Origin of the sequence: Chitinophaga sancti (assembly GCF_034087045.1) — a bacterium.
Taxonomy (GTDB): Bacteria; Bacteroidota; Bacteroidia; order Chitinophagales; family Chitinophagaceae; genus Chitinophaga; species Chitinophaga sancti_B.
Window position 1 is genome coordinate 5,849,204 of the sequence record NZ_CP139247.1, and the last position, 20,020, is coordinate 5,869,223.

The window sequence follows — 20,020 nt, forward strand, 5'->3', positions numbered from 1 at the left end:
TTCGTTATTGTTTTGAGAATACAGCCATCTGGCTGGGTGCGCCTACTGCTTCGATCTCCTCACCCAGTGGCTTTATTTGATAAGTATATTTATATGCATCACGGATGTGCTCACACCATGACTGGAATTCCCCACGGGTCCATTCAAATCGATGATCACTGTGTCGCTTCATTGTTTCATCTTCTGTAAAGGTGATGTTCCAATCCTTGTTGGGCGTGGTAAGCACGATTGTATTGGGTTGTATCTCATTGAATATATTCTTTTCCAATGCCAGCAGCCTATCTTCGTCCAGGTGTTCGATCACCTCTACCAGCGTCGCTACATCGTAACCTTGCAAACGCCTGTCTCTGTAGGTGAGAGAGCCCTGCAGCAGGTTGATACGTTTACGCTGTGTGTCGATCATCTTGTCCAGCTTAAGTCTTCTGGCAGCAACTTCAAGACTGCGTGAAGATACATCCATACCTGTGATGCGTTGCAGCTGTTTATTTTCCAGCAACAGTTTTATGAGACGGCCTTCTCCACAACCCAGGTCTACAACAGATGTGACCTGCAGACGGGCGATTTCGTCGCTGACTGCTTTCAATCTTATATCATGTAGTGTTTGTTTGGATTCTTTTTCAACTACAGGGGTATCTTCCGATACGGTGATTGCTGCCAATGCATCGTTGGAGAGTTTTCGCTGATAACGGAGGTAACGGCGAACAATCAATTCTTTGGCAGGATGATCTTCCAGCCAGCCTTTCCCTTTGTTCATGAGTTTTGTGATCTCTTCCTCATTTACCCAGTAGTGTTTTTCATTGTCCATTACAGGAATGAGCACGTATAGGTGCGAGAGCAATGCCTGCAGGGTAACGATATTTTTCAGGGTGACTGTAAAATACCGGCTTTCGCCCCATTCGGGGAAATGCGGATCCAACGGGTGTTGGGTAGCAGCCAGTTCATAGCCCAGCGGAAGGAAGAGTTGCTGTAATACTTCTTCGCCGCCTTTTACTGAGAGGACAGAAAGTTGTACTTCGAGTTGCAGGGGAATGCTCACCAGTTCTGGCTTTGCTTTACAATTTCCGTTCAATGCGGAGCTAAATCCCTTAGAGATGGCACTGGCCATGAAAGAAGAGGCAACATAGGGGCGGTCATTTACATATTGATCCAATGCAAAGGGGTTGCCATCACTGTTCCTGACTAGTCCAACAGGGTCCATATCCAGCAATATTGCGCAGGTACATCTTTCATCGCTAGCTTCCGGGTAGAAGACGTGAGCTTTACCGTTTACTACCTCGACAGATTGTACTTTGCCGGGGTGCTTGTGTAACAGAAAACCCAGGTCAGTGGCGGGGTAGCGTGAGTTGGTGATAGTTAATAACATATTTGCAATATAAATTATGTTGGCAAATATCTAAAGGATGTGTGAAGGGTATTTGCGCAGGAGGGAAAAATTTGAAGGAGATAAAATAGCGGAAATTTTGATGAATGCTTCGAATTCATCAAAATTTCCGCTGGGGCGTAGTGTCGAGGGCTGATGCCCTCGGCACTACGCGAGAAAGCACACGAACAGCTGCTTGAGAAAGCACACGAACAGCTGCGCGCGCAGCTGCACGGGTGCCAGCCCTGTCCAATAAACCTGAATTAATATAATTTAGTTATAAGGCGTGATCGTCACCTTCCCTTCTAACCCTGAAGGCTGTATTCCCCAATTAGATGCATCAAAATCTTTATAATTAATATTGACGAAATTAATTTCATGATATTGCCGCCACGGTATATGATGCCGGTCCATATACCTGATATGATTAGCCATCAGGTTCGCCACTTCTATACGAATATCATTTTTCCCTGCACGCAGGTATTTGCCGATCCTAAGTGTAAACGGTATACTCCACATGATACCCGCATCCTGTCCATTGATCCAGATATGCGCACTTTCATGCACTTTGTCAAGCTGCAACAGGTATTCCCTGGAGTTCTTTGCCGGTAACTGAAAACTTGTTGTGTATACCCCTTTTCCAGAGAATGAAGTAACAGCAGTATCTGGTAATGTAGTCCAGTCCACTAAGCTATCTAATTTTACAGCTGCCGGAATGAACGGTCCGCCATCTTTGAATTCCAATTGCCACGGGCCTTGCAGAACAAGCGGTTTGCCAGCATTTTCAAGGTATTTCCATGGCAAATAATTGACCATGGAAGACTTCCCTTCTGCCTTTAGAATAATTGATTCTCCCGATGCCAGTTGTACTTTCACATGAGTAGTACTATCTGTATTCTCTATCTGCGCAAGTCCAGTATCACCACGCAATGGATCCAGCATAAAAACACGTGATACCCGGCGATTAACAGGAATAAACTGTTCAATTTTATTTGCCGTATGATTCACGATATAATAATAAGTATCCTCCCCATCATTCCGGCGAATGAATTTCAACCCTGCATCTGTAAGAGCTTCGCGGCGAATACCTATTGTATGTAAAGCTCCTTCCACATCAGGAGTAATAATGATATTCTTCCTACCAGCTAATGACTTCAACAATAATTGAAATTCTTTTCTACGCGTGTCCAGCTCATTCATACCCGGTACATCCTCCGGCAATGCCTGAAAGATCACAGGAGTACCATTCTGCGCAAGCGCAATAATCTTTTGCAATGTAGTCAGGGGCATCAGATGCGCCTTCGGAATTATCAATGCTTTGTAACCCTTGGTTTTGGCGATCCAACTATCCGACACAAAATCCAGTGTATACCCCCTGCCATGCAAATTCATTACCTGTTTATAAAAATCCGTCGGATACAACCACTTATCTATATGATGCACTGACAATGGCATTTCCATCCCATCCGCATCATTCCATATGTCATACACCGGCCAGTACACTAACAGATCATTATCCGGCCTACCGGCCTGTAATACTGACTGCACGCGGGTTATATACTCATTCAATCCCGGCAGATGCGACCACCAGCTATTAGCAGGTACAAAATTTACAGATGCATAAAACAACCATCCGGGAAAAGGCACCTCCTTAGGAGAATACGTAGTACCATGATAAAATACATGATTCACGCCCGCCAGGAAAGACTGCTCCACTTCTGGTTTACACTGTGACAACGATGTTTTAAAATGCTCTGTCAACCATGTAAAGGTCTCGCTTGAAATAAGCGGATGACCCGCTATATGCCCCGCTGATGTAGCAAATTGCATCATGATCGGATCAGGACTTACATTCCTGATATCTGCACTATCTCTCCTTAAACCCGGAATTGGAAAATAGGTGGAACCAAATGTCTCACACTCCGGAATATCCACCGTTGCATATAAATCAATCAGGTTACCCGGCGAACCATGTGCCTGGTTTTTTGTGATACGATGATAATCATGCGCCCATTGTGTCCATGGCTTTGTAAAGTTATCCAACAGCAACTCCGCCATCGTTTCCCTGTAATCAGATTTGACCCGGGCGATCGTATCAGAGATCCTATTATCTGTGAACTCACGAATAAAACGAGTGAGATCGTACCCCCTTCTACGCTTAAACTCTGGTAAAAATGAAGGCGTCCAGTCTGCCCCATATACCTCATAACTATCATTATAAAATGCCCGGATATCGGGTATCTCTTGTTGGAAAGCACTATCAAAACGATGCAGGTATAATTGAACTGCCTCCCCTGATAAATGGTCAAGAGTATACCCCTCCCCGCCGGGCGCTGCACGTTTTACTTTCTGTTTCGTATGACTGCTGTACAATGCATACACAGTGAGATTGCCTGCGGGATGCTCCCAATGGAGATGCCCATCCTGCACTTTGTCTATAATAGGAACAGGCGTAACTCCTTTATAAGCTACTAACGCCTGCAAAATCCCGATACCCGTATCAATTTTTTCCGGAACCGTTGATAACACCCGCACCTCCATCTTTGCCGCTGCATGCGCCAGATCAATCTGTGGCCCGCCAAAAGGCCAGCCAGTCCCCGTAGTGAGGTCTACCCCCATATGTAACCGGGTCGCCTGCTTAGTCGCTATCTTCAATAAATGTATCCATTGAGGAGATAAAAAGTCCACATACTTTGACTCGAACCCTTTCGCCCCATAAATAGGTGCGATTTCCACCCCACCAAAACCTACCTGATTATAAGTCCTCAATGCATTCGTCAGGCCAGCACTATCTACAGCACTCCCCATCCACCACCAGCGGGTCCAGGGTTTGGTTTCCTTCTGAACAGAAGGCCATACAGGGTAAGTGCCCTTAAAATCCGGGTGTTGCGCAGTCGCCTTTAAGCCGCAAAGAAGCAGGCCAATGGTAGCCAGCCGGTAAATACGTGGATGCATATATAATTTATTTCTCTGTATCAGACCAGTCAAATTCCTTGTTTTCTGCCGGGGTTTTCGCCTTTGCCATGATAGCTTTCAGGCTCTTTACTTTAGCTGGGTTTTCGGCAGCAAGGTCTTTTGTTTCTCCAATATCGTCAACTATATTGTACAATTCAAATCTTTCCCCCTTTCCTTTATATTTAAACCGGATTAATTTCCAATCCCCCTGCAATACGGCCTCCTGGATATACCCTTCGTTAAACTGCCAGTATAAATAATCATGCACTTTAGCCGGCTTTTTACCTTCCAGCACCGAAGCGTAGTTCAGGCCATCTATACCCTGAAGGGTCTTTGACTTTGTCAATGCGCTGAATGTAGGCAGGATATCCCAAAACGCCCACTCCTCATCACTCAACTTCCCGGCAGGAATATGCCCCGGTGCACGCACCAGCAAAGGTACCCGGATACCCCCTTCATACAGATCACGCTTCAGACCCTTCAAAGGGCCATTGCTGTTAAAGTACTCAGGATCAGCACCTCCCTCTTTATGAGGACCATTATCACTGGTAAAGAAGATGTAAGTATTGTCATCCAACCCCAATTGTTTGATAAGTGCCTGAATCTGACCCACATTCTGATCCAGTTTGGTAACCATGGCTGCAAATGCAGCATGCGGGTTTTGCTGACTACGATATGTTCCCCCATTCTGCACATACGGCGTTTCAGGCCCAAGTTTAGAACTTCCATCTGGGTTCAGCCACTGCTGCATGTCCTTTTTGGGAGCAGCCAGTTCGGCATGCGGCACTGTAATAGAAAGATATAAAAAGAACGGTTTGTCCTTATTTTCATTGATAAATGAATAAGCATGCTCCATAATCTCATCGTGGGTATACACGGTGGTATCATGTTTTATCTTACTGATCTTGCCTGCTTTCACCTGATAGAGGTAATTCGTATAATAATCATGTGCATGCCCCTGATTGAGGTAACCATAGAACTCGTCGAAACCTTTAATCTCTGGTGAGCCCGTCGTTCCCATCTCGCCTAAGCCCCATTTGCCAAACATACCGGTGGCATAGCCATTTTGCTGCAACACCTGAGCCAGGGTACTATCCTGCGGCCGTAATGGCAACCGGGTATTACCCCGGATATAAGAATGCCCCATATTCTTACCCGTTAGTAAGGCATAACGACTGGGTGCACATACCGTATTGCCGGAATAAAAGCGGGTAAACCGAATTCCCTCTGCCCCCAGGTTATCAATATTTGGGGTGGGAATCGGGCTCTTTGGGTTAAACGATGTGAGGTTCCCATAGCCCAGATCATCTGCCAGGATAAATATGATATTCGGCCGGTCCGAATGTTTCTTTTGCTGTGCCATGGCGGTTATGGAGGTGGTAAGCAACCACCCTGACAACAGGATCCTGTAAAAGCGACGTTGCATAGTTTCTTATTTTCTGGTGACTAATGTACAAAAACCTACTAAACCGATAGACTAATAATTTATGAGCGGTTACCCCCCAGAATTGTAAATAATTTAATCAGAAAGGTACCGTATCAGATACTTTTTTTATATTTGATATATTTTCGTTTCAATTGTCTTAAATTCATATCGCCCTCAGTGTCAAGGTTTATAGAGGTTATGTGAATGGTTTAAATCAATAGAAAATGATGGTGAGATACTATGCAATATTTGGAGATGGAAGTTACAGTCCTTTACATTCACTGGAATCAATCTCCATACTCCCGGAATATTCCTACATACTGATGACAACAGATACACTGAAACCAAACGGATATGTGGAATCTACAACTTATCAATTTGTAAACAAAAAAGGTGATGTGGAGTTGCTTCGGATCAACAACTGGGAATTGCTGTACATTAGCCCATGGACGCATAGTTCCGATGGTCTACGCTATTGCCTGTACAACCATATGACCAAAACGGCCCACGAATTTTTTGGCGAAGAAACAGGCCTTCACTTTTTTAAACACGATCTGTTTCCTAAACTCAGGGAGCTATCCATTATCTCCGATTACAATCAATACTTACTCAGTGAGAAAGTAGATCTGCTGGAGGTGGAGCTGACTGAGTTAAGGAGAAGACTGTATGAACTGGAAAAGGTATTGCGGAAGTAAAGGTGATCATTTCGGGATCAAAAACTCATATCCGCCAGCAGGTTCGTATCCGGATCCAACCAAATACCGGCAGGCTTTGTCACTGCTGGTATGATGACGGTGGTGACCTTATCCTTCACTAATATTGTCTGCACAGGCTTTGATTTATCCAGCGTATATTCCAGCGGAAACTCAAACAAAGGCGTCTGCTGCTGAATCACTTCCAATTTTACCGCATGGATATTCTCATTGTAACTCATATTCACCTGCAGCTTCGGTATAGCTGTCGTATATAACCACTGTGTAAAGAAGCCTTTCAGATCCTGCCCACTTATTTTCTCCATCTCCTTTCTGAAATCATCTGTATCTGCATTGCGTCCGTTAAAGTCTTTAAAATACTGGCGGATGCCTTTCCAGAAAAGCTCATCCCCCAACTTTCTCCTTAACATATGTAATACCCACCCTCCTCTTTCGTAGCTATTCTCATTCAGCAACTGCATGTAATTACTATGTACGGTCGTATCTACTACGGGTGTCTTCCTTTTTTTTGCAAATTCAATGATATTTGCTTTGTCTTCTTTCAAAGAAGCCCGAAGGGTATCCACCCCATAAGTATGCTCCATATATAACAGCGTCATATAAGTAGCAAAACCCTCGCTCAGCCATAAATGTCGCCAGTCCGTCTCTGTAATCGCATCGCCAAACCACTGATGAGCAATTTCATGTGCCAGTAATGATTCCAGGCCGGGATATTCAGGTGATTTCTCTGCATAAAAGATTGCCCCGGCATTTTCCATCCCCCCAAAAATCGTCTTAGATTGAATATTCGCCAGCTTTTCAAACTGAAAAGGACCTACCTGCTGAATGAAATAAGGGAGAATATTCGTAGCCCTTGCATATCCCTGATGGCTGGAATCTTCATGGAAAACATAACTGTATACAGGGATCTTTCCCACATCACCGGAATGCGTAACTGAAAAATCTGCTGCTGCAATAGCCATTACTTTTATAGGTAGTGGTACCTTCTCATCATATACCGTTCTCTTTAACTGACCAGGTAGATTGGTTTCTGAAACACGCACTCCATTCGCTACCACGGTATAATGATCAGGCGCTGTAACAGTAAACGTCACGGTCGCCTTATCTGATGGATGATCTATACAAGGCAGCCACTGATGCGCTCTGTCAGGCCAATGATCTGTAAAGAAAGTTCTATCTCCGTATTTATTTTTAGAAATGAACAGCCCATCTTTTGGCGTGCCAGAATAAATCACCGTATACGCTCCCTTCTCTCCTGCTCTCGCATTCACTTTTATATAGAGGGCATTCAAATCCTGTTCGTAATCCAGCAATTTATTATCTGCATGTACCCCACTTACATTCATTCCTGCCAGATCAATTTTTAACCGGGTCGTATTTTGCAAATACTTTACGGCAATCGTCACCCTCCCCTCTATCCGATTCGTCGTATCATTCAGCGTCAGATCTATATCGTAATGCTGTACGTCTATCTGCTGTGCTTTTGCCCCTGTGAACCATAAAGCACACAGACATAGAAAAAATCCATTCTTCATAATAGATAATTTATTCTCCCCAAATTGTAATCACTAAACTTCTCGCCCCACCATAATCGCGGTGTTCGCACAAGTAAATACCCTGCCATGTACCTAAATTAAACCGGCCATTGGTTACAGGTATCATCACCGAACTCCCCAACATAGCGGCTTTCAGGTGCGCAGGCATATCATCCGGCCCCTCGTCGTTGTGCTCGTAATCCGGGTCATTTTCAGGCACGGCTTTATTAAAGTAAGTTTCGAAATCTATTCTTACTGTCGGGTCAGCATTTTCATTGATGGTCAATGAAGCAGAAGTATGCTGGATGAATACCTGGCACATGCCCGTCTTCACCTCCCTTAGTTGCGGAATAGCCTGCAATACTTCGGATGTAATCAGATGAAATCCACGGGCTCTGGCGCGTAGTTGTATCGATGCCTGGTACATTTTCATGCACCGAAATTAAGTCATTACTACTTTACTTTTATATACTTCTCTATGATTTCGTGATCTACACCCGCGCCCTCTACCTTTTCAATACCTTTCTGGATGAGGGTATCACCATGTAGACTCACGGTAAAAGTAAAGACGCCCCCCTCCCAGTTTTTGTTATTATAAAAGTCAAGGTGCTCTGTATACTGGTCACCACTCAGCGTATACCGGCCTCCACCTGCATCGAATGTACCGCCGTGGTTTAAGAAGGCAAAATGCGTGTCGTTGATTATCTTGATCATCTCCTGATCTTTGGTGTAGTCCGTTACAGTTGTATCGCCCCTGGCAATGGAGGCGTGAGATAAGAGTTTCCAGGTGCCATTTAACCAACCGGAGCCTGAAGTGGATGCTGGCTGACAGGCAAATAATAACATGGAAAAAAGCAATAAATATTTCATACGACAATATAATAAAAAGAGCCTGTATCAAAAAAACAAGATACAAGCTCTTTTTAGAACTACTGCTTTAAATGCCGGATGATATGCTGCGTATAACTCACATCTTTTGTAATGTTCCCATTTGCATCTTTATGATGATAGCTACATCCAAACACAAACTCCATCATACCCGAACCCGGGAATGCCATTCTCAATGTATCGGCAATCTTCACCTCCTCTCCTGTAGGTGTAGCCTGTCCTGCAGTGATCGCACAACCTTGCCCTACTCCTATTAATACATTTTTCACATCCCCGATTGCCGCACTGTAAGACTTCACTATACTCCGTACCTGTTTCGCTGTGTTCCAGTACGACATCGTCATTACATAATCAATATACTTGTTTGTACGTTTGATCTGCGCAATGTTATTATTGTTATAATCCACTACTGACAAGATCCTGCCTGTCTTTGAATCTGGTCCCAGGTATTTACCCAAAGCAATCACGCCACTATCTATATTCCTTGTTGTCGCACCACTATATTCAAGGTCCAGATCTACCCCATCCAGTTGCCATTTGTCCAGTGAATCTTTTACAATCGATGCCATCTTAGCCGCTTCTGTACCAGATAAATTGACCATATTGCCGGAGAAAGATGTACATACAATGCGGACACCTTTTTTCTGCAATGCATGCGCCTTTGTCAATACATCATTCCAGTCATTATAACCAGACACTCCCCTGTGCTCAAATTCCCAGCTACCATCGGATGTTTTACCTATCCCAAGGGTAAATATATTCACCACATCCACGCTATCCGGAATAGCATCCAAAGGTCCTACATCATTGCGGTCATAGCAGCAACCACCCCAGTATTCCACCATGAGCGGGCGGGCTGTCAGCGTATTAGGCGTATCGACATCCACCGGATTCGTAGTCGTCGTATGCTCTTTTTTACAATAGGCCATCAGGAAAATCAGGAAGAACAAGAGTCGTGGAAAATTAACAGAATTACGTTTCATGGTACAGTACCTTTTTTGAATAAATGAAAAAGAGCTAACACCAGCTTTTTGCTGGTATTAGCTCTTATGCTTTGGAAAAAGAATTGTAACCAATGAAAACGCAACGCACAAAATATTTATGCGCAGCGATTCAAAAATTATTTTATAGGAATAGATTTTGTCTTTGTAACAATGTCATCTTCCGTAAGCTCACTATAATGTATAATCACATTCCCCGGTTTCTTCGGATCTTTCTGAATCACCTTCACCCCCTGCTCCCACTGATTACAATGGGTCGAGATTACAGGCACCGCATCTATCCACTTCCCGTTCTTCAATGTAAATACATGGTAGCCACTCCAGCAGCTGGTCCACCATTGCGGGTTAATGCCAATCTCATCCTTCCCGTCATTATTCAGATCTCCTAATATATCCACGCCCCCGTTCAGACAGTTGACTAACCTGATTTCCGGAATTGATTTATTAGAGAAACGTATATAAGATGTACAACTATCATCCAGACAAGACATCTCCCGGGTAGTATCGATAGGTGCCGGTACCAGGTACGCATATTCCTTTACACCGTCCCCATCCGCATCACAAGGTACGGCCCCTTTGGCCTTCCATTTCCTTTTCTCCACATTCGCATCTGTAGTAAGGTCGCTTTCCACGGTGATCTTCCACGCATTGGCTATCTGATGAAATACGAGATAAGATGCATAAGTTTTAGTAGTACCATTAGTAGTAACCGCCTTGTCAAAACTACATTTCACATCTCCGTTATCCAGGGTTTCTGTTTTCACGGTGCCGGCAATCTGCTGATCTAAACCTGGGTACTTTTTAAAGATGGAGAGTTTACCGGCTATGCAATCCTGCTTTTTCATTTTGGTGCCATAAAACAAAACTTCACTATCATAAAAAAAAATGAGTGTTCCAATATCCTGTTTGTTGTTGGCTGTATTCCATTCCAGGACTAACGTAGCGGGATCTTTGGCCTGTTGGGCATTTGCGTGGTAATAAGACAGGCATGGCAGGCAAAGGAGTAAACGAACGAAAAATTTCACTTGACTTAATTTATCCATGTAAAGTACAAATAAATTAAATAGGATAAAATGTACTGCATTGAAATTTCAAACAATTAATGTACATTCACTTACCCTTGAAACCCGTAGCATCAGAATAACCACCAATAGCGCAATCTGTGTTTTTTGAAGACCTATACAAAAGAGACCAGGACCAAAATTCAATAATTGTTAAACCAAAACTACATGAAGAAAAATCTATTGCTATTTTCATTCCCCCTCTTACTGTTAATGTTGCTGGCATCCTGTTCCAAAGACGCTCAGGAAGTCAAACTCGCCAAAGGGCTTGCCACCACCCCAAAACAAGACAGAGGATTTTTGATTCTTACTGAGCAAAATGTCGATCAGAACGACATCTCAACAGCACTTTCTAATCTCGGCGTAAAGCGTTTTGTATTCAAAGAATCCAATAAAGAATTGGGTCTCATTCGTGTACAAACTCCTGATCCGTCCTTTCCTGAAAAAGCAAGGAAAGTACCCGGTGTTCAATCTGTATCAATTGACCTGGTACAGAACTGGCGCCTGCCTGAGCGAAATTTCCGTTCTTCTATTCCTTACAGCACAAACGCCCCGTCTACTGTCAATGCTAAATCAAGTGCCAGTGCCCTTACAGACAGATACAGCTTTCTGCAATGGGGTCTTCAGGCAGTTCATGCACCCGAAGCATGGGCCAAAGGTTACAAAGGCGCTGGTGTAAAGGTAGCCGTACTCGATGGCGGGTTCCTGCTCAACAACCCCGAAATCAAGCCTAACATTATTCTCACCCACAGTTTCGTGGAAGGTGAAGAAGTCCAGTACCATGGCGAAGAAGGCTTTAGCCACGGTAGCCACGTAGCCGGTACCATCGCCGCCGTGAAAGATTCCAATGGCGTAGCCGGTGTAGCTCCGGAAGCTAAACTGATACTCGTAAAAGTATTGTCCGACGCCGGTACAGGTGCCTTTTCCAGCATCATCGACGGTATCTTCTATGCCACTAACCATGGCGCTAAGGTTATCAACATGAGCCTGGGTGGTGAACTGCCCCTCAAGACATTCGTAGATGACAACGGTACGCCCGACGATCCATCTGACGATTACGTAGTGGAATATGACCGCGACGTAAAAGAACTGATCACCGCTATTAACAGAGCCACCCTGTACGCTACCCTCAAGGGTACTACAGTGATCGCTGCTGCTGGTAACGATGGATACAACTACGATGTAGAAAAACGCTTTATTACCTACCCTGCAGCAGCATTAGGTGTACTGGCTATTTCCTCTACCGGTCCGCTGGGCTGGGGTATTAACCAGGATACGTCTCTCTACATCCCATCTATCTTTACCAATTATGGTAAGAACTTTATTCACTATGCCGCTCCAGGCGGTAACTACACACTGCCTCCAAATACCACCGTTGTGAACGTAGGAGGTATCATCAACTACGAATACGTATTCGACTTTGTCTTCAATATCGGTTACTGGGATGAAGCTTCTGCCACCTACTACTATGGCTGGTCAGCCGGTACCAGTATGGCTTCGCCACATGCTGCGGCTGTAGCTGCGCTGATTTACAACAAATATCCGTACGCCAATCCATTGCTGGTAGACCTGATCCTGAAAGCATCGTCTGCTGATTATGGTACTCCGGGTAAGGATAAGTACTTCGGTGATGGTGAAGTAAACGCCGCGAAGGCTGTCCGCTAAAGACTAACCATTTACATATATACACCCAAATGAAAACGCTTTTGCCAGTGGCAGAAGCGTTTTTTTCTTTTAATATCAATATCAGGTAAAATATGCGCAATCAATCCGTGAAGATTCCGCATATTACAGCCTGAAATAAAATCAGGTCGAATACATGAAGAAAACAATCGTTGCTTGCTCCGTTTTATTTGCAGCTATGCTGTCTGTAAAACAAGCAACAGCCCAGGAAACTGATGGCTTGCACCACATGTCCAAGGAGTATGTAGCTCCCACCGATCCGCTTGTGATCCGTAAACTGGATAAATGGCAGGACCAACGCTTTGGCTTATTTATGCACTGGGGTCCCTATACCCTTTGGGAAGAAGTAGAAAGCTGGAGCATTTGCCCTGATGACTGGGTGGTGAGAAAAGGCCCTTACTCCGCTGATTACAACGTATATCGCGAAGCTTATGAAAAATTACCGAATGAATTCAACCCGGTAGATTTTAACCCGCAAAAGTGGGCAGATGCCGCTAAGAACGCAGGCATGCGCTATGTGGTATTCACCACCAAACACCACGATGGTTTCTGTATGTTCGATACGAAACAAACGGACTACAAAATCACCGCTCCGAATGTACCTTTCTCAAAGAATCCAAAAGCGAATATCGCCAAGGAGATCTTCGACACTTTCCGAAAGGACAGTTTCATGATCGGTGCTTACTTTTCCAAACCAGACTGGCATAGCCAGGATTTCTGGTGGAAATACTACCCGGTAATGGGTCGTAACACAAACTACAATATCAAAATGTACCCTGAAAAATGGGCCGCATTTAAAGAATATACTTACCGCCAGATCGAAGAACTGATGACCAACTATGGTAAGATCGACATCCTCTGGCTGGATGGTGGCTGGGTAAGACCAGGAGGCAAACAGGAAATCGATATGCCTAAGATCGCTGCCATGGGTCGTAAAAATCAGCCAGGCCTGATCGTAGTAGACAGAGAAGTACCCGGTGAATTCGAGAACTATGCAACGCCTGAACAAACGCTTCCTGAAAAACCACTCCCGTACCCATGGGAAACCTGTATGTCTATGGGCGACAGCTGGACGTATACCCATACCGACCAGATGAAGTCTTCCCTGAAACTGGTAACCCTGCTGGTAAAGATTGTATCAAGAGGTGGTAACTTCCTGCTGAACATCGGCCCAAGCGCGAAAGGTGACTGGACACCACAGGCTTATGAAAGACTGGCTGACATTGGTGCATGGATGAAGATCAACGGCGAAGGTATTCATGCTTCCCGTCCGGTAGCTCCATACTCTGATAACAATGTGTACTATACACAGGCGAAAGACAGCTCTGCTACTTACGCCTTTTACACGTCCGACAGCGATGTGGTGAAACTGCCTGAGACAGTGGCTTTCACGATCGAAACACCTGCTAAGATCAAACGTGTTTCCCTGCTGGGTACCAAAGCTAAACTGAGCTGGAAACTCAACAATGGCAAACTTGAAATTAAAATACCTAAGAATTTACAACAACAAAGTGGCCTGAAATACGCCGCTGCGTTCAAAGTAGAAGCTTAATAAAAATGTTTTTTTTTCTGAAAGAGAGTTGAATTCTCTTTCAGAAAAAAAAAACATTCATGAAAGAAGTAATTCTCCAACTGAGAATGAAAAACATTTTCAAAGAAAAGAGCTGGCCGCAAAGGATATTAATATACTCCTTTGTGGCCGGCTCTTCTCTTTTTCCAGAGCTGGTCCAGCATCTCCTGCCGCACCGTAGCGCTCATATACTTCTCTCCGTTTAATACTGTTTTTACGGCATACTCCATCTCTTCTTTTTTCGCACTCTTACTCAGGTAACCATCTGCTCCCGCCAGTAAATTGTCAATGGCAAATGTTCTTTCATCAGCTGCTGTATACACCATAACCCTGATCTCAGGGCATTTTGCTTTGACAGCTCCCAATACTTCGGGATGCAAATCAGTAATAAACAGATCCACACACCGGGAATCCAATAAGGTCAATGCTGCATCGAGGGTATCGGCAGTTTCAATCCGGGTGGGCTGGGCCATTGTTGCTATGATCTGTTTGAGTCCATAAGTGAAAATAGATGGGTCTAAGGCTATCAAAATAGTTTTCATCAATAAAGGATATGATTACATCTGGTAAAATTATAATATTATAAATTCCACATTTGTAGTACTTATACTACAGGCATATAGAATATCTACTATGTGACGAAGATCAGCTCATTGGTACTTTTGCAATGCGATATGAGATGAAAGGTTACAGTTTAGCCTATGTGAAACCGATCCTATGGGATCAATTTTTAACCGTTCTCCCTGTATATGAATAAAAAGATTGCGCTGTTCAGCATTATGCTGCTCTCTGCCACCCTTTCGAATGCACAATATGTTTTAAAAGAAGCAGATAAACAGGCATCCTTGTATAATTATTCTGCTGCGATCCCTTTATACAAAAAAGCCTTCAGCAAAAAAGTAACAGTCAGAGCCATTCGTGGAGTTGCTGATAGTTATCAGTTACTGAATGACTATACAGCTGCTGAAACCTGGTATAATAAACTGGTAGCACTGCCGGAACATACTGCCAATGATGAGCTGCATTATGCAAAAGTATTGATCAATAATGCAAAATATGAGGATGCGAAAGTAGCACTTGAGGCCTACCTTGGTAAACAACCGAATGACCCACTGGCGATCAGCATGAAACAAGGTTGTGACAGCGCCGTGAAGTGGAAAGTGAAACCGGTGAAAGGAGATTTTGAGAACCTGAAAGCCATGAATACACAGTGGTCCGATTGGGGTACTGGTTTCAGAAACGGTAGGTTTGTATTTGCATCAGATCGCCCATATGATTCTTTGCGTCATGATCGCCTGTTTATTAATTCTAACATCAGCAGAAAGAAATATGGTTTTACAGGCCGTAGTTATCTGCACCTGTACGAAAGTGATGGGTTTGACAGTAGTACGACCCGCCTGCTTTCCCGTAATGTAAACGGAGATTATCACAGTGCGAAAGCAACGTATACCGCTGATGGCAATACCATGTATTATGCAGTGACGAATCTTGTAAAAAAGAAAGGTCGTTTTGCAGAGCAGTTATATACCCTGAATGTAGAACTGAAAGCATCTAAATGGAACAATACCAACGGTAACTGGGAAATAGACAGCTTTCCATATAATGAGATCTTTGATTATAGTGTGGGAGATCCTTTTATCAGTGCTGATGGACGTACACTTTACTTTGTAGCTGATTTTGGCACATGGGGTTTAGGTGGTACGGATATTTACTACTGTACAAGAGGGAAAGACGGCAGGTGGGAGACGCCTGTAAACATGGGGCCATCCATCAATACAGGGGGTAGTGAGCGCACACCGTTCATGGATAGTACAGGTGTGTTTTACTTTGCAACTGATGGCAGACCAGGTGTAGGTGGATTGGATATTTTCTCTGCAAAGCAGGTAAATGGTAACTGGGTGCCTGTGAATATGGGGTATCCCGTAAATAGTGCACAGGATGATTTCAGCCCTGCTTATAATACAGGCAAGACGCTGTACTTCTCTTCCAACAGACCGGGTGGGTATGGTAATGATGATATTTACCGCTTTACACCCTGGAAGATCCTCGTGTTCAGCCTGGAAGGTAAGGCATTTGACAAAGCGACGAAAGCACCACTCAGCAATGCTACTGTAACACTTGCTAACAAAGCCACAGGCAATGTGTTGACGGCAGAGACGGACGATGAAGGCCACTACAAATTTGTACTGGATAGTTTGTCTGATTATAGTTTGAATGCAACGAGAGTAACTTACAATCCTGCTGAGAATAGCTCTGTGACTACAAATGGATTGACAGAATCACAGGTGTTACACCAGGATGTGTGGTTGCAGAAAATAGAGATCAAACAGGTGTCGGCGCCGGAAAAGAAACCATTGATCATTGCAAAAGCAAATGTGAAAGGGCATAAAATAGATCTGGGCAACCGTTTCAATCCTGCGAATGTATATTTTGATCTGGGTAAAGCGAATGTACGACCAGATGCGGGAAGAGAGCTGGACAAGCTGATTGCGTTGATGAAGGAGAATCCAACCTGGAAAGTGGCGATGGGTTTCCATACGGATAGCCGGTCAGATGACAATTACAACATGAAATTATCACAGAAAAGAGCAGCTTCTGTATTAGCATATTTCGTATCCAGGGGCATCGCAAAAGAGCGCATGACAGCTACTGGATATGGTGAAACGAGATTAATTAACCGTTGTGCAAACGGTGTGCATTGTTCGGAACAGGAACACCAGGCCAATAGAAGGACTGAATTTGAAGTGTTTGATAGATAATCAGGGTTTGGTGTTTATTAATAGGAGGCCGTATCATAAGTAAGATACGGCCTCTTTTAATTCATGTACCTGATGAAAGTAGGTCGTCCATTACGTACTTTTGAAAAGTTTTATTTTATACACCTTCTTTTTTTTACATGAAAAGAGGTTCATTTCATGCTGATGTTTTCCTGAAGTGTGTATGATTAGAAACATTGTATTGCGCCCTCATCTGGCATTACCTCCTAAAAAACGGCATGGCCCTGTTATTGCCCATTGTTCTATTTTAAATGAACAATATGAAAGCAGCCGTATTCCACCATCCTGGCAAGATTTCTTTTGATAGTGTAGCAGACCCGGTTATAGAAAAGGATACAGACCTTATTCTGAAAGTCACATCTACTGTCATATGTGGCTCCGATTTACATATTTATGATGGATTTTTTCCGCAGAGCAAAGACATGATCATGGGTCATGAGTTCATGGGCATTGTGGAAGAAACAGGTCGTGGCGTAAATAAATTTAAAGTAGGTGACAGGGTTGTAGTACCCTTTCCCATCGCCTGCGGGCAATGTTATTTCTGTCAGCACAAGCTGCCTACTGCCTGTGAGCATTCTAATCCTGAAAATTACGGACCACAGGGCGATATGCTGAAAGGCAAAGGTGGCGCGCTATTTGGCTATACTGATTTGTATGGTGGATATAGTGGCGGGCAGGCCGAATATGTACGTGTGCCCTATGCAGATGTGAGTCCACGCAAGATACCAGATGCGCTTGCTGATGAGCAGGTATTATTCCTCACAGATATATTTCCTACAGGATGGGCGGCCATTGACTGGGCTCAACTGAAAGGTGGAGAAACAGTGGCCATCTTTGGCTCCGGTCCCGTTGGCCTGATGGCACAGAAGGCCGCGTGGTTACAGGGTGCAGGCAGGGTGATTGCTATCGATCCATTGGATTACAGGCTAGAGAAAGCAAGAGCAGTAAACAATGTGGAAACTATTAATCCACACAAAGTGAATGCGGTGGAACTGATCAGGGAGCTGACGGGTGGCAGAGGTGCGGATGTGTGCGTAGATGCGGTGGGTACAGAGGCAGAGCGATCTTTCTTTGACAAGGTAAAGACTGTGATCAATTTTGAAAAAGGAACAATGAAGGTGTTGGAATCCTGTTTTAAAGCAGTGAGAAGAGGTGGTACGGTTACTGTAGTAGGGGTGTATGGCAGTCCTTATGATAATTTCCCCCTACACAGGATATTTGATAAAGGGATTAAAATACAGATGGGACAGGCGCCGGTTACGAATTATATTGATCACTTGCTGGAGATGGTAGAGACCGGAAAGGTAAAGTTGCACGATATCGTGAGTCATTCATTACCATTGGCAGATGTGTCACATGCGTATGATATCTTCAAGCATAAGGAAGATGATTGCGTAAAGGTGATCCTTAAACCATAATAAATTTAATAGCAGCATCGCTTGTATCTGCATTTCCGGAAGTCGGTTCTTTCCTCCTGCTGGGCTGTAAAGCTACTGTTTGGTTGATTTGGCTTTCCGGAAATACAGAGCAGGCGTTGCAGCTTTAACCTAGTTAGAAGATGAAATATATTGTTTTAATTTTCTCAATGGCGCTGTTCGCATGTAATCATGGGCAAAAACAGGAGACGAATACTGTTAAAGACTCCTTAATACCTGCGCCGGAAAAGTCGGTAAAAAACTTTAGTAAGGTAGTAGGTTGGGACAAAGACAAATTAGCAAAAAGCTATTGTACCTGATTTCCCTTTAGGGGCACATACGGCCTCATTAGGGCTGGCATTTTATAATGGCGACTCATGGGGAGCCAAATATAACGGAGGGGCTTTTATAGGCCAGCACGGGTCATGGAATAGCTCTGTGTTAACCGGATATAAGGTGATCTTTGTTCCTTTTAATGATGGCAAGCCTTCGGGACCTGCAGAAGATTTTCTGACCGGGTATATTAAAGAGGGTGATGAGGTGTATGGAAGACCTGTAGGCGTAGCTGTAGCAAAAGATGGATCCTTGCTGGTTGCGGATGATGCGGGGAATACGATTTGGAAAGTATCAAAACAATAATGTTATGGCTAAGAAAAAGTGGTCTAAACATGTAACAGAGACCAGTGATGCAATGGATCTTAAAAAAGATGTTTTTACCCTGAATGATCCGGAAGAGATTGCGAAATCACTCAAACGCTCTGCTAATAAAAGTCATCGGAGAAAAACAACGCCTTTCCGATCTGCCATGTCTATGTTAAATTTTTATATTAACAGGGCAGGGAAAAATTTACCTGAGCAGCAGCTAAAGGTACTGGAAGAAGCAAAGGACAAACTAAGGGAAGTCTTTGGCCATAAAAAATAGCATCATTTTTGCGCATTCCTATGCATGCAAAAATTAGTACTCTTACGCCATGGCGAGAGCCTCTGGAACCTGGAAAACAGGTTTACCGGATGGACTGATGTAGACTTATCCCAAACTGGCATTGAACAGGCCATACATGCAGGAAAATTACTCGCTGATAATGGGTTTCATTTTGACATCGCATTTACCTCTGTGCTCAAAAGAGCGATCAAGACACTTCATTTAGCATTAGAATCTCTCGATCAGTTGTACATTCCTGAAGAGAAATCATGGCGCTTAAATGAACGTTTCTATGGTGCTTTACAAGGGTTGAATAAAGCAGAGACTGTGCTGCAATATGGTGAAGAACAGGTGCACAAATGGAGAAGGGATCCGCACGAACACCCGCCAAAATTAGCCCAAACAGATGCCCGTTTTCCCGGAAACGACCCAAGGTATAAAGATCTGTTACCCACTGAATTGCCCTTTACTGAAAATTTAAGTGAGACAATGGATCGGGTACTCCCCTATTGGACAAATACCATCATTCCTGCATTGAAACAGAAAAAACAAGTGATCATTGTGGCTCATGGCAATAGCCTAAGGGCACTGATTCAGTATATCGATCACTTATCTGATGAGGAAGTAACAAATTTAGATATTCCTACAGGAACACCGTGGGTGTATGAGTTGAATGATGATCTGAGCAGGATCAGGCATTATTATCTGCACTGA

Annotated in this window: 17 protein-coding genes; 8 read left to right on the plus strand and 9 right to left on the minus strand. The window is 43.9% G+C overall.

Annotated features, from left to right (window positions below; all coding sequences use genetic code 11):
* Positions 1–4: 4 nt before the first annotated feature.
* The 3 genes from SIO70_RS23725 to SIO70_RS23735 form a co-directional block, all read right to left on the minus strand.
* Positions 5–1,363 carry a 3' terminal RNA ribose 2'-O-methyltransferase Hen1 gene (locus tag SIO70_RS23725; RefSeq protein ID WP_320574924.1) on the minus strand — a complete coding sequence of 453 codons (1,359 nt, stop codon included), beginning with the start codon at positions 1,361–1,363 and terminating at the stop codon, positions 5–7.
* 270 nt (positions 1,364–1,633) lie between these two features.
* A complete protein-coding gene (locus SIO70_RS23730) occupies positions 1,634–4,315 on the minus strand; it encodes a glycosyl hydrolase (RefSeq protein ID WP_320574925.1) in 2,682 nt (893 codons plus the stop codon).
* A 7-nt stretch (positions 4,316–4,322) separates the two neighbouring features.
* A complete protein-coding gene (locus SIO70_RS23735; RefSeq protein WP_320574927.1) occupies positions 4,323–5,741 on the minus strand; it encodes an arylsulfatase in 1,419 nt (472 codons plus the stop codon).
* A 224-nt stretch (positions 5,742–5,965) separates the two neighbouring features.
* Here SIO70_RS23735 and SIO70_RS23740 point away from each other — a divergent pair, with 224 nt between their 5' ends.
* Positions 5,966–6,436: a hypothetical protein gene (locus tag SIO70_RS23740; RefSeq protein ID WP_320574929.1), complete on the plus strand. Its 471-nt coding sequence runs from the start codon at positions 5,966–5,968 to the stop codon at positions 6,434–6,436.
* 17 nt (positions 6,437–6,453) lie between these two features.
* Here SIO70_RS23740 and SIO70_RS23745 read toward each other — a convergent pair whose 3' ends face one another.
* From SIO70_RS23745 to SIO70_RS23765, 5 genes are all read right to left on the minus strand, one after another.
* Positions 6,454–7,989 carry a M1 family metallopeptidase gene (locus tag SIO70_RS23745; RefSeq protein ID WP_320574931.1) on the minus strand — a complete coding sequence of 512 codons (1,536 nt, stop codon included), beginning with the start codon at positions 7,987–7,989 and terminating at the stop codon, positions 6,454–6,456.
* A gap of 10 nt (positions 7,990–7,999) precedes the next feature.
* Positions 8,000–8,422: a secondary thiamine-phosphate synthase enzyme YjbQ gene (locus tag SIO70_RS23750; protein ID WP_320574933.1), complete on the minus strand. Its 423-nt coding sequence runs from the start codon at positions 8,420–8,422 to the stop codon at positions 8,000–8,002.
* Between the two features lie 20 nt (positions 8,423–8,442).
* Positions 8,443–8,859 (minus strand): hypothetical protein, encoded by a 417-nt coding sequence (locus SIO70_RS23755; RefSeq protein WP_320574935.1) that lies wholly within the window; start codon positions 8,857–8,859, stop codon positions 8,443–8,445.
* Between the two features lie 59 nt (positions 8,860–8,918).
* On the minus strand, positions 8,919–9,860 hold the full coding sequence (locus SIO70_RS23760) for a glycosyl hydrolase family 18 protein (RefSeq protein WP_320574937.1): 942 nt from the start codon (positions 9,858–9,860) through the stop codon (positions 8,919–8,921).
* Positions 9,861–9,997: 137 nt separating this feature from the next.
* On the minus strand, positions 9,998–10,903 hold the full coding sequence (locus SIO70_RS23765) for a hypothetical protein (protein WP_320574939.1): 906 nt from the start codon (positions 10,901–10,903) through the stop codon (positions 9,998–10,000).
* Between the two features lie 204 nt (positions 10,904–11,107).
* Here SIO70_RS23765 and SIO70_RS23770 point away from each other — a divergent pair, with 204 nt between their 5' ends.
* Together SIO70_RS23770 and SIO70_RS23775 are read left to right on the plus strand one after the other, a co-directional pair.
* Complete coding sequence (locus SIO70_RS23770) at positions 11,108–12,604, plus strand: S8 family serine peptidase (RefSeq protein WP_320574941.1); 1,497 nt, start codon at positions 11,108–11,110, stop codon at positions 12,602–12,604.
* 154 nt (positions 12,605–12,758) lie between these two features.
* Complete coding sequence (locus tag SIO70_RS23775) at positions 12,759–14,174, plus strand: alpha-L-fucosidase (protein WP_320574943.1); 1,416 nt, start codon at positions 12,759–12,761, stop codon at positions 14,172–14,174.
* 128 nt (positions 14,175–14,302) lie between these two features.
* Here SIO70_RS23775 and SIO70_RS23780 read toward each other — a convergent pair whose 3' ends face one another.
* On the minus strand, positions 14,303–14,734 hold the full coding sequence (locus SIO70_RS23780) for a response regulator transcription factor (protein WP_320574945.1): 432 nt from the start codon (positions 14,732–14,734) through the stop codon (positions 14,303–14,305).
* A 207-nt stretch (positions 14,735–14,941) separates the two neighbouring features.
* On the opposite strand from SIO70_RS23780, the gene SIO70_RS23785 reads away from it, so the two are divergent.
* The 5 genes from SIO70_RS23785 (at position 14,942) to gpmA (ending at position 20,020) form a co-directional block, all read left to right on the plus strand.
* Positions 14,942–16,951, plus strand: coding sequence for an OmpA family protein (locus SIO70_RS23785; protein ID WP_320574947.1), 2,010 nt, complete (start codon positions 14,942–14,944; stop codon positions 16,949–16,951).
* A gap of 278 nt (positions 16,952–17,229) precedes the next feature.
* Positions 17,230–18,387 carry a zinc-dependent alcohol dehydrogenase gene (locus SIO70_RS23790; RefSeq protein ID WP_320574949.1) on the plus strand — a complete coding sequence of 386 codons (1,158 nt, stop codon included), beginning with the start codon at positions 17,230–17,232 and terminating at the stop codon, positions 18,385–18,387.
* 453 nt (positions 18,388–18,840) lie between these two features.
* A complete protein-coding gene (locus tag SIO70_RS23795; protein ID WP_320574951.1) occupies positions 18,841–19,023 on the plus strand; it encodes a hypothetical protein in 183 nt (60 codons plus the stop codon).
* A gap of 4 nt (positions 19,024–19,027) precedes the next feature.
* Entirely contained in the window at positions 19,028–19,306 is a 279-nt protein-coding gene (locus SIO70_RS23800; protein WP_320574953.1) for a DUF3175 domain-containing protein, read from the plus strand.
* Between the two features lie 24 nt (positions 19,307–19,330).
* On the plus strand, positions 19,331–20,020 hold the full coding sequence (gene gpmA, locus SIO70_RS23805; protein WP_320574955.1) for a 2,3-diphosphoglycerate-dependent phosphoglycerate mutase: 690 nt from the start codon (positions 19,331–19,333) through the stop codon (positions 20,018–20,020).